Raw genomic sequence first — 13,305 nt, forward strand, 5'->3', positions numbered from 1 at the left:
CTGACTTTGGAATTTAGCCCAGCAATGCTTTACCGGTCTTCGCGCGCGCTGGCGGCTTAAACAGTTTGACGGTACGAATGGCCTGATCGTCGCTGCGCATGACCTCGAGTTTGATATCGCCGATCTGCACACACACGTCACCATCGGGAATGTCCTCAAGAATTTCGAGGATCAGACCGTTGAGCGTTTTCGGCCCGTCAGTGGGCAACGTGATTTGCAGCCAGCGGTTCAGTTCACGCAGCGGCATGCTGCCAGCGACGATGCATTCGCCGCTCTCGTTCCAGCCGCCGCGCGAATTGGCGCTACGTGGAATCGAGGTAGTGAACTCGCCGATCAGTTCTTCGATGATGTCTTCCGGCGTGACGAGGCCCTGCAGTTCGCCATATTCGTTGACGACCAGCGCCGTTCGATGACGGCTCTCCTGGAAGTATTGAAGTTGCTGGAATACGGGCGTACCAGAGGGCACGAAGTACGGCTCGGCCAGCAGTTCACGCAACGTTTCGCGCTCCAACTCCTGGTTATGCAGCGCTGCCAGCGTCTTGCGGACGTGCAGCACACCAAGCACCCGGTCGATGTCGCCTTGATAGACGATCAACTTATTGTGATAGCAGGTTTCGAGTTGATGCAGGATCTGTTCGAACGGTGCCTCAAAGTCGAGCGCTTCGATGCGGCGGCGCGGAATCATTACGTCATCGACGGAAATGTTTTCGAGGTCGAACAGGTTCAGCAGAATGCTGCGGTGTTTGGTCGGCATGAAACTGCCGGACTCGAGCACGATGGAGCGTAATTCTTCAGTAGAGAGGCGTTGATCGCGCGCGCCCTTTGTATTGATGTGCAATACACGCAAGATGGTGTTCGCGAACAGATTGACGACCCAGACGAGCGGTTTGGCGACGCGCATCATTGGCGCGATCAGCAGGCTCGCCGGCAGGGCGATTTTTTCAGGGAACGTTGCGCCGACAATCTTCGGCGTGATTTCCGCGAACACAATGATCAGGAACGCGACGATGCCGGTTGCGATCGACAACACCAGGTTGTTGCGACCGAACGTATGCAGCGCGATCGACGTGGTAAGTACGGGGATGATCGTATTGAACAGATTGTTGCCGATCAGCACGACGCTTAACAGTTGATCGGTATGCGCCAATAGACCCTGGGTGGTCTTCGCGCCGAGTGCGTTCTTGCTGGCAAGGTGCTTCAGGCGATGGCGGTTGATCGCCATCATTGCCGTTTCGGAAATCGAGAAGAAGCTCGAGCAGATAAGCAGCAGAAAGACGGCGCCAATCTGCGCCCATAAGGGAAGTTGTTCCACGCGTCGTGAAGAATAGGGGAGAGGATGGAGAGAATATAGCAGAGGGGGCAATGTGAGCCGCCCGGGGAAAGGCGTGAGTCAGCAGCAGCTGGCTGCATCGCCGAAAGAGGGGTGCAAAAAACAAAAAACCGCCGAGCAAGCTGGGCGGTTTTTCGAGCCTTGAATTAACAAGGCAAATTTGGTCGGGGTGAGAGGATTCGAACCTCCGGCCTCTACGTCCCGAACGTAGCGCTCTACCAGGCTAAGCTACACCCCGATCTGTACTGCTGGACTCTTACGGTGTTTTAGTCTCGTTCAAGACTGTCTTGCCGTCGAGTAAGAACATAATTCTAGCAGGGTATCTTTGAAAATGGAATCGGGAAATGAAGAAATTGCTGCCGCTGCTGCCAGCGCTTCCTGCTTTGCGCATTCGAGCGTGTGATCCAGCGCGCCGGAACGGGTAATGGCCTCGAAAATCGTGTCGAAGCGATCCGTGCCGCCTTGTTCGATTGCTTCCCGTGCGAGCGCCGACTGTTCCGGCGTGCCACGTTCGATCAAATAGATCAACGGGAGGGTGGGTTTTCCTTCGCGAAGATCGTCGCCAGCGTTTTTGCCCATCGATTCAGCCGTGCCTGTGTAATCGAGCCAGTCGTCCATGATCTGGAACGCTGTGCCGATCCGGCGGCCGAATTCTGCGGCAGCCGCTTCGATCTTGGCGTCTGAGCCGGCCAGAACGGCGCCGAGTTGCGCAGCCGCCTCGAACAGTTTGGCTGTCTTGTAGCGAATCACTTGCATATAGCGGGCTTCGTCGACGTCTGCGTCATGCATGTTCAGCAATTGCAGAACTTCGCCTTCGGAGATGATGTTGGTCGCCTCCGACAGAATCTCCATGACGCGCATCTTGCCGACGCCGACCATCATCTGGAACGAGCGCGAGTAGAGAAAGTCGCCGACCAGCACGCTCGCGGCGTTGCCGAACAGTGCGTTGGCGGTCTGGCGCCCGCGCCGCAGATCGGATTCGTCGACGACATCGTCGTGCAGCAGCGTGGCGGTGTGGATGAACTCGACGACCGCCGCCAGTTCGTGCCGGTGCCCCGTGGTTTCACCCAGCGCGCCGGCCACCAGCAACAGCAGCGCTGGCCGCAGCCGCTTGCCGCCGGCACTGATGATGTACTCGGAAATTTGATTGATCAGCATCACGTCGGATGCAAGACGGTGCCGGATGACGCGATTGACCTGCTGCATGTCTTCGGCGATCGGAGCGAGCAGGCTGGCGGCGTTGGAGGAGGGGGTGGCAGTCGACGACATGATGGCTGAATTGGGTAGTGCCGCGAATTATAAGGCGAATCGCGACAGTTCCGGGTCGCAGGCTGCGGCGCGGCGCGTTCGAAGCCGCTTCAGGACCCGCGCGCCGGGCTGTGCGGCAGGGTGCGGTCATTGCGCGGGGCGGCTTGCAATGAGTTTTGACCGAGGAGCTAACTCTATGTATAATCACGGGTTTCCGCGCGCGGTGCGTGGAAAAAATGAACACAGAGTGAGGTTCTCAATGTACGCGGTCATAAAAACCGGTGGCAAGCAGTATAAAGTTGCCGTCGGCGAAAAACTTAAAGTAGAACAGATACCGGCAGACATTGACGCTGAAATCACGCTCGACCAGGTTCTCGCAGTGGGCGAAGGCGAATCGATTAAGTTCGGTACGCCGCTGGTCAGTGGGGCTTCCGTCAAGGCTACCGTCGTGTCGCAAGGTCGTCACGCAAAAGTGACCATCTTCAAGATGCGTCGCCGGAAGCACTACCAGAAGCATGGCGGCCACCGCCAGAACTATACCGAACTGCGCATCGACGCGATCAACGCGTAAGCGCACCGGTTAAGGAGCAAATCAAATGGCACACAAAAAGGCAGGCGGATCATCCCGCAACGGCCGCGACTCTGAATCGAAGCGTCTCGGCGTGAAGGTTTATGGCGGTCAGGCTATCAACGCTGGCGGCATCATCGTTCGTCAACGTGGCACGCGTATGCACCCGGGCGAAAACGTTGGCATCGGCAAGGATCACACCTTGTTCGCGCTGACGGACGGCCACGTCAATTTCTCGACGAAAGGCGCAGCGAAGAAGCACATGGTCAACGTCGTCCCGGCAGCAGTCTGAGTTTAGTCAGGCACGGGCTTCAGGACCGGAAAAAGGCCCCGCGAAGTTAGCGGGGCTTTTTTTATTGCAGCGCTTTCGCCAGACGGGCGCCGTTCAATCGCCCTCGGGACTATGCCGTTCGGCCGATTGATCAACGTGCGGTGGGCGCGGCAAAATAGCATTCAGAAGTATCTGGCGGCACAAGTAGCATTAAATCTAGCAGCACCATCTGGCAGTACACCACGGGACGGAGTTACGCATGAAGTTCATTGACGAAGCGAGGATTGAAGTCATCGCCGGCGACGGAGGGGATGGCAGCGCGTCGATGCGCCGCGAGAAATTCGTTCCGTTCGGCGGCCCGGATGGCGGCGACGGCGGCCGGGGAGGCAGCGTTATTGCGATCGCAGACCGCAATATCAACACGCTGATCGACTACCGCTACGCGAAAAAACATCTGGCGCGCAACGGCGAAAACGGCCGCGGCGCAGATTGCTACGGCAAGGGCGGCGATGACATCACGCTGCGTATGCCGGTCGGCACGACCATTACCGATATGGAAACCGGCGAGTTGATCGCCGACCTGACCGAGCACAACCAGAGCGTGCAAATCGCGCAGGGCGGCGCGGGCGGTCTCGGTAACCTGCATTTCAAATCCAGTACGAACCGCGCGCCGCGTCAGAAGACCGACGGCAAGCCGGGCGAACGCCGCATGGTGCGCCTCGAATTGAAGGTGCTGGCCGACGTTGGTCTGCTCGGCATGCCGAACGCAGGCAAATCGACCTTTATCTCGTCGGTTTCGAACGCGAAGCCGAAGATCGCCGACTACCCGTTCACGACGCTCGCGCCGAACCTTGGCGTGGTGCGTGTCGGGCCGAGCCGCAGCTTTGTGATCGCCGACATTCCTGGTTTGATCGAAGGCGCGGCCGAAGGCGCAGGTCTCGGTCACCAGTTTTTGCGTCACCTGCAACGCACCGGCTTGTTGCTGCACATCGTCGACCTCGCACCGTTCGACGAAGCGGTGGACCCGGTCGCGGAAGCCAAGGCAATTGTCAACGAACTGCGCAAATACGACGAACTGCTGTTTGAAAAGACGCGCTGGCTCGTGCTGAACAAGCTCGACATGGTGCCCGAAGACGAGCGTGAAGCGCGCGTCGCGGCGTTCCTCGAAGGCTTCGGTTGGGAAGGCCCTGTCTTCGAAATCTCGGCACTGACCGGCCAAGGCTGCGAAAACCTCTGCTACGCAGTGTTCGACCATATCGCCGCGCATTCCGATGCGCAGCGCCAGGCGGAAGCAGAAGATCTCGCCGCCGACGTGCGTTTCCGCGAAAAGCCGGTAGCACCGGCTGCGGCAGACGAATCTGGCGTCGACCCGCAGGAATAAAAGAGCTCGAGCGCCGGCAGCCCCTGCGCGCTGCCGGTTTGCATCACGCGTCATCTTGGGAGACTGCGCACAATGCGTTCCGTCATCGCAGATTCACGGCGATTGGTAGTGAAAGTCGGTTCGAGCCTTGTCACGAATGACGGGCGCGGCCTCGATCATGCTGCGATCGGCCGCTGGGCCGCGCAGATTGCTGCGCTGCGCGCACAGGGCAAGGAGGTGGTGCTGGTCAGTTCGGGCGCCATCGCTGAAGGAATGCAACGGCTCGGTTGGACCAAAAGGCCGCGCGAAATCGACGAATTGCAGGCGGCTGCTGCTGTTGGTCAGATGGGCCTCGCACAGGTTTACGAAAGTCGCTTTGCCGAGCACTCCATTCAGACCGCGCAGATTCTGCTGACTCACGCAGACCTCGCCGATCGCGAACGCTATCTGAACGCACGTTCCACGTTGCTGACGCTGTTGCGCCTCGGCGTGGTACCGATCATCAACGAAAACGACACCGTCGTTACCGACGAAATCAAGTTCGGCGACAACGACACACTGGGTGCGCTGGTCGCCAATCTGATTGAAGGTGATGCGCTCATCATCCTCACCGACCAGCAAGGCCTTTTCACCGCCGATCCGCGCAAGGATCCGAACGCCACACTCGTGCAGGAAGCCGACGCTGGTGCAGTGGAGCTCGAAGCCATGGCGGGCGGTGCTGGTTCGAGCCTCGGTCGGGGCGGCATGCTGACCAAGATTCTCGCTGCCAAGCGCGCGGCCCATAGCGGTGCGAATACGGTGATCGCGAGCGGGCGCGAAGCGGATGTGCTGTCCCGTCTCGCCTCTGGTGAAGCAATCGGCACGCAACTGATTGCACGCACGGCGCGGATGGCGGCACGTAAGCAATGGATGGCCGATCACCTGCAGGTGCGCGGTCATGTGGTGATCGACGACGGCGCGGTGGAAAAGCTGACCGGTGGCGGCAAGAGTTTGCTGCCGATTGGTATCGTCGGCGTGCAGGGTGCGTTTGCTCGCGGTGAGGTTATTGCCTGCCTGAGTTCGGCCGGACGTGAAGTGGCGCGAGGCCTGACGAACTACAGCAGCGCGGAAACGAAGCTGATTCAACGCCGTCCGAGTGGCGAAATCGAATCGGTGTTGGGCTATATGCTTGAGCCTGAGCTGATTCATCGCGACAACCTGGTGCTGGTCTAATCACTGACGGGTGGCCGCGCAGAGTACGTGAAAAAGCCGCTCCAGGCGAAACCTGGAACGGCTTTTTTCTTATCCGCTGCATGCTCAGAATCACATCACATCACATCACGCCACGTCACGCCGGCGCAACAGCGCCTCAATGAATCAACGAAGCCGCTGTACGCTTGTAGCGAATGTTCTCAACAATCTGCTTCGCGTTCGCTGCAGGCATCTTGTTCGCGCACATGTAATCCTGATAGAGCGACGCCTGATATGCATTCAGCGTGCCGTTCTCAATGCGCCTGAATTCGTTCGCAACGGTCGTGTCCCAACCATCGTGATCCGCATTCAACCCCGCGTATTGACGCGCCTCATAGGTGTCGCAGCGAATCCCCTCGTAATTCACATTGCGCGCGCCGCTGGGGCTAGTCACCACCACGACATAGCGCACCACGCCGTCGGAACCAACGCTAACCGAGGTCTGGTCGATTGCGAATTGCAGCGGCGTATTACCCGACACTTCGAAAGGCAGCAAATTCGATTCTTTCGGCAGCGGCGGCAGCGTGTCCACCTTGTTTTCAACCCAGTTGCCTTTCCGGTCCAGCAGATACACAAACGCGCTGTCGTCTTTATTGGTGGGTTTGCTGGCGCAGCCAGCCAGCAGGGCGCCAGTGGCAACGCACGCCACGACGAGTGCAAATGCTTTCAATATGATTTCCTCGAAACACTGGCGCGACTCGAGGAGCCGCGCCAGCAGAGACGGCCTGGACAGCCGCATGGAGTTGTTAATTGCGCACGCCCGGGCGGTACAGCGAGCCGAGGGTTTCGCTGGCCGATTCGTCTTCGTGTTCCGGCTCGGCGTGTACTTCCGCCGGTGACCCGGAGCCCGGACCGCAATCGGATGCGATCGTGACGTGAACCGATGTTTCGATGCTGACGGTGGTTACCGAAGTCACCGTCATTACCGTGGAATCCGGTGGACTTTCCATTGACGACGCTATCCGTGGATAACGAGGCCCGTGGTGCCCGCCAGGTTTTTCCGCACGCGGCGCAGCCCGGCGCATGAAACGGGATAGCTCCGTCAGCGCCAACTGGTACACATCCCGCTTGAACTCGATCACACAGTCGAGCGGCACCCAGTACTCGTTCCAGCGCCACGCATCGAACTCAGGGTGGTCGGTGGCGCGCAAGCAGATGTCGCAATCGCGCCCTACCATCCGGAGCAAGAACCAGATTTGTTTCTGGCCGCGGTAATGACCGCGTACTTCGCGCTTGATGAACTTGTCAGGCACCTCGTAACGCAACCAGTCGCGCGTGCGACCGATCACCTTGACGTGCTCAGGAAGCAGTCCGGTTTCTTCGTGTAACTCCCGATACATCGCTTGCACGGGGGTCTCTCCGTACTTGATGCCCCCTTGCGGAAACTGCCAGGAATGTTCACGGAGCCGTTTGCCCCAAAACACCTCGTTGTGCGCGTTCAAGAGGATGATGCCGACGTTCGGGCGAAAGCCTTCACGATCCAGCATACAACCACCTTCGAATCCTTTAAAATTGCTTTGATTATAAACAGATAACGGTCCCGACGCACCGAATCGGCTCAGAATGGAACGATTCGCCGCCAAAGGCCCGCGTTTGCGGTAGCCTGTCAGTCTTTCCGTGCCTTATCCCCTGTGCAAAGGCTTTGCGCGGCGCGGTTCGTCCAACAAGCGGCGCCGCATCGTGTACGCGTGCCGGTTGTCGGACAAACCGTGCCGGCCCGCGTCGGATCTGTGTCGATTTCCCCACCGTTTTCACCTTTCGGGCGGTCCCTCCGGAGCCGCCGCTTTTGGAAAATCTGAATGAAAGCTTCCCGTTTCTTTATCGGCACCCTGAAAGAAGCTCCGGCCGACGCCGAGATCGTCAGCCACAAGCTCATGGTGCGCGCCGGCATGATCCGTCGCGTGGCCGGCGGTATCTATAACTACCTGCCGGTTGGACTGCGTTCCATCCGCAAGGTGGAAAACATCGTGCGCGAAGAAATGAACCGGGCAGGCGGGATCGAACTGCTAATGCCGTCGGTGCAGCCGGCGGAGTTGTGGCAGGAATCGGGCCGCTGGGAAAAGTACGGCCCCGAACTGCTGCGCTTCAAGGACCGCAGGCAATCCGACTTCGTGCTCGGACCGACGCACGAAGAAGTCGTCACCGACATTGCGCGTAACCAGATCAAGAGCTACCGCCAGTTGCCGGTCAACTTCTATCAGGTGCAGACGAAGTTCCGCGACGAGATCCGTCCGCGTTTCGGCGTGATGCGCGGCCGCGAGTTCATCATGAAAGACGCGTACTCGTTCGACAAGGACGCCGAAGGTCTGCGTGAGTCGTATCGCAAGATGTACGACGCGTACGTGCGCATCTTCACGCGCCTCGGTCTGGACTTCCGGGCAGTGGCGGCGGACAACGGTTCGATCGGCGGCAGCGGATCGCATGAGTTTCACGTGATCGCCGAAACCGGTGAAGACGCGATCGCCTATTGCCCGACGTCCGAATTCGCAGCGAACGTCGAAGCGGCCGAAGCGCTGCCGTTGTATGCCGAACGCGCGGCTGCTGCAGAAGAGATGACAAAGACCGCAACGCCGGGCAAAGCGAAGTGCGAGGCCGTGGCTGAGCTGCTGAATATTCCGCTCGAACGCACGATCAAGTCGATCATTCTGGCGACCGAAAACGAAGGCGCCGAGCCGACCATCTGGTTGCTGATGCTGCGCGGCGACCACGATCTGAACGAGATCAAGGCAAGCAAGCTGCCGGGTCTGGCCGACTTCCGCATGGCAACCGAAGCCGAAATTATCGAGACCTTCGGCACGCCGCCTGGCTACCTCGGTCCGATCAACACGAAGAAGCCGGTCAAGGTCGTCGCGGATCGCACGGTCGCGAACATGAGCGACTTCGTGGTCGGCGCGAATGAAGTGGATTACCACATCACCGGCGTGAACTGGGGCCGCGATCTGCCGGAGCCGGTCGTTGCCGATATCCGCAATGTGAAGAAGGGCGATCCGTCGCCGGACGGCAAGGGCGAGATCGACATCTGCCGCGGTATCGAAGTGGGTCACGTGTTCCAGCTCGGCACGAAGTACTCGGAAGCGATGAACGCGACCTGCCTCAACGAGAACGGCAAGCCGCAGCCGATGGAAATGGGCTGCTACGGCATCGGCATCACGCGTATTCTCGGCGCCGCAATCGAACAGAATTTCGACGACAAGGGCATCATCTGGCCGGAATCGATTGCCCCGTTCGAAGTCGTGCTGTGCCCGATGGGCTATGACCGCAGCGAAGCCGTGCGCGAGCAGGCCGACAAGCTGTACGCGGAACTGGTCGAAGCGGGCGTCGACGTGATTCTCGACGACCGTGGCGAGCGCCCGGGCGTGATGTTCGCCGACTGGGAACTGATCGGCGTGCCGCATCGTCTGGTGATCGGCGACCGTGGGCTGAAGGACGGCAAGCTCGAATACCAGGGCCGTCGCGACGCCGAAGCAACGCTGCTGCCGGTTGAAGACGCAGGCCAAACGGTGATCGGGAAAGTTCGCGCAGCGTTGGCGCGCTAAGCGGAGCGGACGGTGGAGTACACCTTCCTGTCCGCGACCATCCTGCTGATTCTGATCACGGATCCGCTCGGCAATATTCCGCTGTTCATCAGCTGCTTGCGCAGCGTGTCGCCGGAGCGGCGCACGATCGTCATTCTTCGTGAAGTGGCGATCGCGTTTGCGATTCTGCTGGTGTTCATGGTGCTCGGTCAGGGCTTTCTGCGCGTGATGAGCCTGAGCGATCAGTCGTTACGGATCGGCGGCGGAATCGTGCTGTTTCTGATTGCGCTGCGGATGGTGTTTCCCCATCCGGACGGCCCGTTCGGCGGCGATTCGCGTGGCGGCGAGCCGCTGATCGTGCCGCTCGCAATTCCTGCGCTGGCGGGGCCGTCAGCACTGGCAACGGTGATGCTGCTGACGTCGCAGGCGCCCGGCAAGACCTTCGAATGGATCGGTGCGCTGACCGTCACGATGATCGTCTGCGCGATCGTATTGATGCTGGCTGAGCGTATTCAGACGTGGTTAGGCGAGCGCACGATGGCCGCGTTCGAGCGCTTGATGGGTCTCGTGCTGGTGGCGATTGCAGTGGAGATGATGCTCGGCGGAATCCGCTCTTTCGTGCATCAGCTTTGAATCCAGTATGGCGATCAACAAAAAAGCGGCCCGTATGGGCCGCTTTTTTTACATCTATCGTTACTCGGGCAGAAGCTTTGCTTCACGCGCCTTCGGTCAGCGCCCGGATGGTCGGCAGATTGCGCCAGTAACCCTTCGCGTCCATTCCGCAGCCGAACACATAGCGGTCCGGCACTTCAAAACCGCAGTAATCCGGACGCAACGGCTTCGCCTTCGGAATGATCTTCTCGCACAGCACCGCGCTCAGGAAACGCTTCGCGCCCATCGCCATGATGCGGTCGCGGATCGCGGCCATCGTCTCGCCTTCGTCGAGAATGTCGTCGAGCACCAGCACGACACGATCCTTCACCGACTCGGCCGGCGCCACGCGCCATTGCATCTCGTTGCCGCCCTTGGTGGTGTTGCGGTAGCGGGTCAGGTGGATGTAGTCGAACTCGAGCGGGAAATCGAGGTGCGGCAGCAGCATGCCGGTGAACACCGCCGCACCGCCCATGACCGACAGCACGAGCGGGAAGTCCTCGCTCATTTCGTCGCGGATGGCAGACGCCATGCCGCTGATCGACGCGTTGACGTCGTCGGCCGAAACGATTTCTTCGGAGTGGCTAAAAATGTGGAGAGCTTCTTCGCGGTTCATGACGTCTGACGGGCGGTGACTGTATACATAGTGTGGGTGAGAAGGGCGGCACGCGGTACAGAATAAACCCGCATGAATCCGAAGCTTGCCGCGCGTTCCGTGGTGCCTCTACGCAAACGCGCGTCCGCCATCCTGTTCAAGCTTAGCGCATGCCGGGCAACATGCCCTTCATGCCGCGCATCATCTTCTGCAGATTGCCGCCCTTGAGCTTTTTCATCATGGTGCGCATCTGGTCGTACTGGTTCAGCATGCGGTTGACTTCCTGCACCTGCACGCCCGCGCCCGCAGCGATGCGGCGCTTGCGCGTGGCCTTGATCAGGTCGGGCTTCGCGCGCTCGAGTGGTGTCATCGAATTGATGATGCCTTCCATGCGGCGCATCTGCTTCTCGGCCTGGCCCATGTCGGCGCCGGCGGCGGCTTGCTGGAATTGCGCGGGCAGCTTGTCCATCAGCGACGACAGACCGCCCATGCCCTTCATTTGCGTAAGCTGTGCGCGGAAATCGTTCAGATCGAAGTCGCCGCCTTTCTTGACCTTGTCGGCGAGCTTCTGCGCGGCCTGGACGTCGACGCCCTTCTGCGCTTCTTCGACGAGGGCGAGAATGTCGCCCATGCCGAGAATCCGGTTCGCCATCCGGTCCGGATAGAAAATTTCGAGGCCGTCGAGCTTTTCGGCGACACCGACGAACTTGATCGGCTTGCCCGTGACGTGACGCACGGAAAGCGCCGCGCCACCGCGCGAGTCGCCGTCGAGCTTGGTGAGGACCACGCCGGTGAGCGGCAGCGCGTCGCTAAACGCTTTCGCGGTGTTGACCGCGTCCTGACCGAGCATCGCGTCGACGACGAACAGCGTTTCCGCCGGCTTCAGCTCGCTGTGCAGAGCGGTGATTTCCTGCATCATCGCTTCGTCGATACCGAGACGGCCGGCCGTGTCGACCAGCAGCACGTCGTGGTAGTGGCGCTTCGCCCAATCGACAGCAGCGCGCGCGATGTCGACCGGTTTCTGATCCTGCTCCGACGGGAAGAAGTCTGCGCCGACCTGCTCGGTCACCGTCTTCAACTGCGCGATAGCAGCAGGGCGGTAGACGTCGCACGAAACGGTCAGGACTTTCTTCTTGTACTTTTCGCGCAGCAGCTTGGCGAGCTTGCCGACCGTGGTCGTCTTACCCGCGCCTTGCAGACCCGCCATCAGGATGACGGCCGGCGGCGTGACGGCGAGATTCAGTTCGATCGCTTTGCCTTCGTAGTCGCCGCCGATGATGGCGGTCAGCTCGCGCTGCACCACGCCGACCAGCGCCTGACCCGGCGACAGGCTGCTGATAACTTCCTCGCCAAGCGCCTTTTCCTTCACCTTGGCGATGAACTCGCGCACGACGGGCAGCGCCACGTCGGCCTCGAGGAGCGCGAGGCGAACTTCGCGCAGCATTTCCTGGGTGTTCGCCTCGGTGAGCCGGGCTTCGCCGCGCAGCGTCTTGACGACGCGCGCCATCCGTTGAGTCAGATTGTCGAGCATGGGGAGCGATGAACGGTGGTGCGGCCCGCGCAGCACGCAACGAGGGAGACGTCGCGGAGTAGGGGCCTAGTGTAAACTTCGAATATGGATATTGTACTGTATGCCCTCACTGCGCTCCTCTATGGCGGTCTCGCCGTGGCTGGCTGGCGCTCGCACCGGCACGCCGCCTTGCGCCCCATGCTCGAGAGCGTGCCGCCGGTGCCCGACACCGCGGGCGTGTCGGCGGCTTCGGGCATGAGCACGCCGGGCCGTGCGCTGTTATTCGTCGCGCTGCTCGCGCACGGCGTGCTGCTGCACACCACCATCTTTCCGCAGAACGCGATGGTGTTCGGCTTCGCGTTCGCGCTGTCGGCGATGTTCTGGCTGGGCGCGGGCATCTACTGGATAGAGAGCTTTTTCTTTCCGCTCGACGGGTTGCGTCTGCTGGTGTTGCCGCTCGCCTGCATTGCGTCGCTGATGCCGCTCGCGTTCGGCGGCGTGCGCGTGTTGCCGTATTCGGCCGCGCCAATGTTCAAGTTGCACTTCCTGATCGCCAATATCGCATATGGTCTGTTCGCGATCGCGGCGCTGCACGCGATCCTGATGCTGCTGGTCGAGCGGCGTCTGCATGCAATGCGCGGCGGTCTTGCGCAACGGAACGTGGCCGCGGCGAACCACGGCTGGCTGTCGGGCTGGCTCGACACACTGCCGCCTCTGCTGACCTTGGAAAAACTGCTGTTCCGTTTGATCGGCGCAGGTTTTGTTCTGCTGACGCTGACCCTCGTATCAGGCATTCTGTTCAGCGAGCAACTGGTCGACCGCGCGTTGCGGCTCGATCACAAGACCGTGTTTGCGATTCTTTCGTGGGTCATGTTTGGCGCGCTGCTAACAGCGCGCAAGGTGTCCGGCTGGCGCGGCCGTGCGGCATTGCGCTGGGTGCTGGCGTCGTTCGTCGCGCTGTTGCTGGCGTACGTCGGCAGTCGTTTTGTTTTCGAGGTGCTGTTGCACCGTGCTGTAGTGTGAGCGT

13 protein-coding genes and 1 tRNA gene are annotated in these 13,305 nt (G+C 60.4%); 7 read left to right on the forward strand and 7 right to left on the reverse strand.

The window, feature by feature from the left end:
• Positions 1–13: 13 nt before the first annotated feature.
• From LMG28727_RS32110 to LMG28727_RS32120, 3 genes are all read right to left on the reverse strand, one after another.
• Positions 14–1,312 carry an HlyC/CorC family transporter gene (locus tag LMG28727_RS32110; RefSeq protein WP_201646337.1) on the reverse strand — a complete coding sequence of 433 codons (1,299 nt, stop codon included), beginning with the start codon at positions 1,310–1,312 and terminating at the stop codon, positions 14–16.
• A 179-nt stretch (positions 1,313–1,491) separates the two neighbouring features.
• Positions 1,492–1,568: transfer RNA gene (locus LMG28727_RS32115), tRNA-Pro, on the reverse strand.
• A gap of 38 nt (positions 1,569–1,606) precedes the next feature.
• A complete protein-coding gene (locus tag LMG28727_RS32120; RefSeq protein WP_201646338.1) occupies positions 1,607–2,599 on the reverse strand; it encodes a polyprenyl synthetase family protein in 993 nt (330 codons plus the stop codon).
• 238 nt (positions 2,600–2,837) lie between these two features.
• Between LMG28727_RS32120 and rplU the strand changes: the two genes are divergently transcribed.
• From rplU to proB, 4 genes are all read left to right on the forward strand, one after another.
• The gene (gene rplU / locus LMG28727_RS32125) at positions 2,838–3,149 is read left to right on the forward strand and encodes a 50S ribosomal protein L21 (protein ID WP_007180329.1); all 312 of its coding nucleotides are present in this window, start codon (positions 2,838–2,840) and stop codon (positions 3,147–3,149) included.
• A 25-nt stretch (positions 3,150–3,174) separates the two neighbouring features.
• Positions 3,175–3,438: a 50S ribosomal protein L27 gene (gene rpmA, locus LMG28727_RS32130; protein ID WP_007180330.1), complete on the forward strand. Its 264-nt coding sequence runs from the start codon at positions 3,175–3,177 to the stop codon at positions 3,436–3,438.
• A 238-nt stretch (positions 3,439–3,676) separates the two neighbouring features.
• Positions 3,677–4,798 carry an Obg family GTPase CgtA gene (gene cgtA / locus LMG28727_RS32135; protein ID WP_201646339.1) on the forward strand — a complete coding sequence of 374 codons (1,122 nt, stop codon included), beginning with the start codon at positions 3,677–3,679 and terminating at the stop codon, positions 4,796–4,798.
• A 72-nt stretch (positions 4,799–4,870) separates the two neighbouring features.
• Entirely contained in the window at positions 4,871–5,989 is a 1,119-nt protein-coding gene (gene proB / locus LMG28727_RS32140) for a glutamate 5-kinase (protein ID WP_201646340.1), read from the forward strand.
• A gap of 136 nt (positions 5,990–6,125) precedes the next feature.
• Here proB and LMG28727_RS32145 read toward each other — a convergent pair whose 3' ends face one another.
• Together LMG28727_RS32145 and LMG28727_RS32150 are read right to left on the reverse strand one after the other, a co-directional pair.
• Positions 6,126–6,677, reverse strand: coding sequence for a CNP1-like family protein (locus tag LMG28727_RS32145; protein WP_201646341.1), 552 nt, complete (start codon positions 6,675–6,677; stop codon positions 6,126–6,128).
• Positions 6,678–6,753: 76 nt separating this feature from the next.
• A complete protein-coding gene (locus LMG28727_RS32150) occupies positions 6,754–7,494 on the reverse strand; it encodes an RNA pyrophosphohydrolase (RefSeq protein WP_201646342.1) in 741 nt (246 codons plus the stop codon).
• A 312-nt stretch (positions 7,495–7,806) separates the two neighbouring features.
• On the opposite strand from LMG28727_RS32150, the gene LMG28727_RS32155 reads away from it, so the two are divergent.
• Together LMG28727_RS32155 and LMG28727_RS32160 are read left to right on the forward strand one after the other, a co-directional pair.
• Positions 7,807–9,543, forward strand: coding sequence for a proline--tRNA ligase (locus LMG28727_RS32155; protein ID WP_201646343.1), 1,737 nt, complete (start codon positions 7,807–7,809; stop codon positions 9,541–9,543).
• A gap of 12 nt (positions 9,544–9,555) precedes the next feature.
• Positions 9,556–10,155: a MarC family protein gene (locus LMG28727_RS32160; RefSeq protein ID WP_201646344.1), complete on the forward strand. Its 600-nt coding sequence runs from the start codon at positions 9,556–9,558 to the stop codon at positions 10,153–10,155.
• An 82-nt stretch (positions 10,156–10,237) separates the two neighbouring features.
• Here LMG28727_RS32160 and LMG28727_RS32165 read toward each other — a convergent pair whose 3' ends face one another.
• Positions 10,238–10,789, reverse strand: coding sequence for a hypoxanthine-guanine phosphoribosyltransferase (locus tag LMG28727_RS32165; RefSeq protein ID WP_074765851.1), 552 nt, complete (start codon positions 10,787–10,789; stop codon positions 10,238–10,240).
• Between the two features lie 142 nt (positions 10,790–10,931).
• Complete coding sequence (gene ffh / locus LMG28727_RS32170) at positions 10,932–12,299, reverse strand: signal recognition particle protein (protein ID WP_201646345.1); 1,368 nt, start codon at positions 12,297–12,299, stop codon at positions 10,932–10,934.
• Positions 12,300–12,383: 84 nt separating this feature from the next.
• On the opposite strand from ffh, the gene LMG28727_RS32175 reads away from it, so the two are divergent.
• Entirely contained in the window at positions 12,384–13,301 is a 918-nt protein-coding gene (locus LMG28727_RS32175) for a cytochrome C assembly family protein (RefSeq protein WP_201646346.1), read from the forward strand.
• The last annotated feature ends 4 nt before the right edge of the window (positions 13,302–13,305 follow it).

The organism is Paraburkholderia metrosideri (genome assembly GCF_904848625.1).
Taxonomy (GTDB): Bacteria; Pseudomonadota; Gammaproteobacteria; order Burkholderiales; family Burkholderiaceae; genus Paraburkholderia; species Paraburkholderia metrosideri.

Bases quoted from the DNA above. Each gene is read 5' to 3' on its own strand.
- LMG28727_RS32120 (WP_201646338.1), bottom strand. From the start codon at position 2,599: ATGTCGTCGACTGCCACCCCCTCCTCCAACGCCGCCAGCCTGCTCGCT.
- rplU (WP_007180329.1), top strand. From the start codon at position 2,838: ATGTACGCGGTCATAAAAACCGGTGGCAAGCAGTATAAAGTTGCCGTC.
- rpmA (WP_007180330.1), top strand. From the start codon at position 3,175: ATGGCACACAAAAAGGCAGGCGGATCATCCCGCAACGGCCGCGACTCT.
- cgtA (WP_201646339.1), top strand. From the start codon at position 3,677: ATGAAGTTCATTGACGAAGCGAGGATTGAAGTCATCGCCGGCGACGGA.
- proB (WP_201646340.1), top strand. From the start codon at position 4,871: ATGCGTTCCGTCATCGCAGATTCACGGCGATTGGTAGTGAAAGTCGGT.
- LMG28727_RS32150 (WP_201646342.1), bottom strand. From the start codon at position 7,494: ATGCTGGATCGTGAAGGCTTTCGCCCGAACGTCGGCATCATCCTCTTG.
- LMG28727_RS32155 (WP_201646343.1), top strand. From the start codon at position 7,807: ATGAAAGCTTCCCGTTTCTTTATCGGCACCCTGAAAGAAGCTCCGGCC.
- LMG28727_RS32165 (WP_074765851.1), bottom strand. From the start codon at position 10,789: ATGAACCGCGAAGAAGCTCTCCACATTTTTAGCCACTCCGAAGAAATC.
- ffh (WP_201646345.1), bottom strand. From the start codon at position 12,299: ATGCTCGACAATCTGACTCAACGGATGGCGCGCGTCGTCAAGACGCTG.
- LMG28727_RS32175 (WP_201646346.1), top strand. From the start codon at position 12,384: ATGGATATTGTACTGTATGCCCTCACTGCGCTCCTCTATGGCGGTCTC.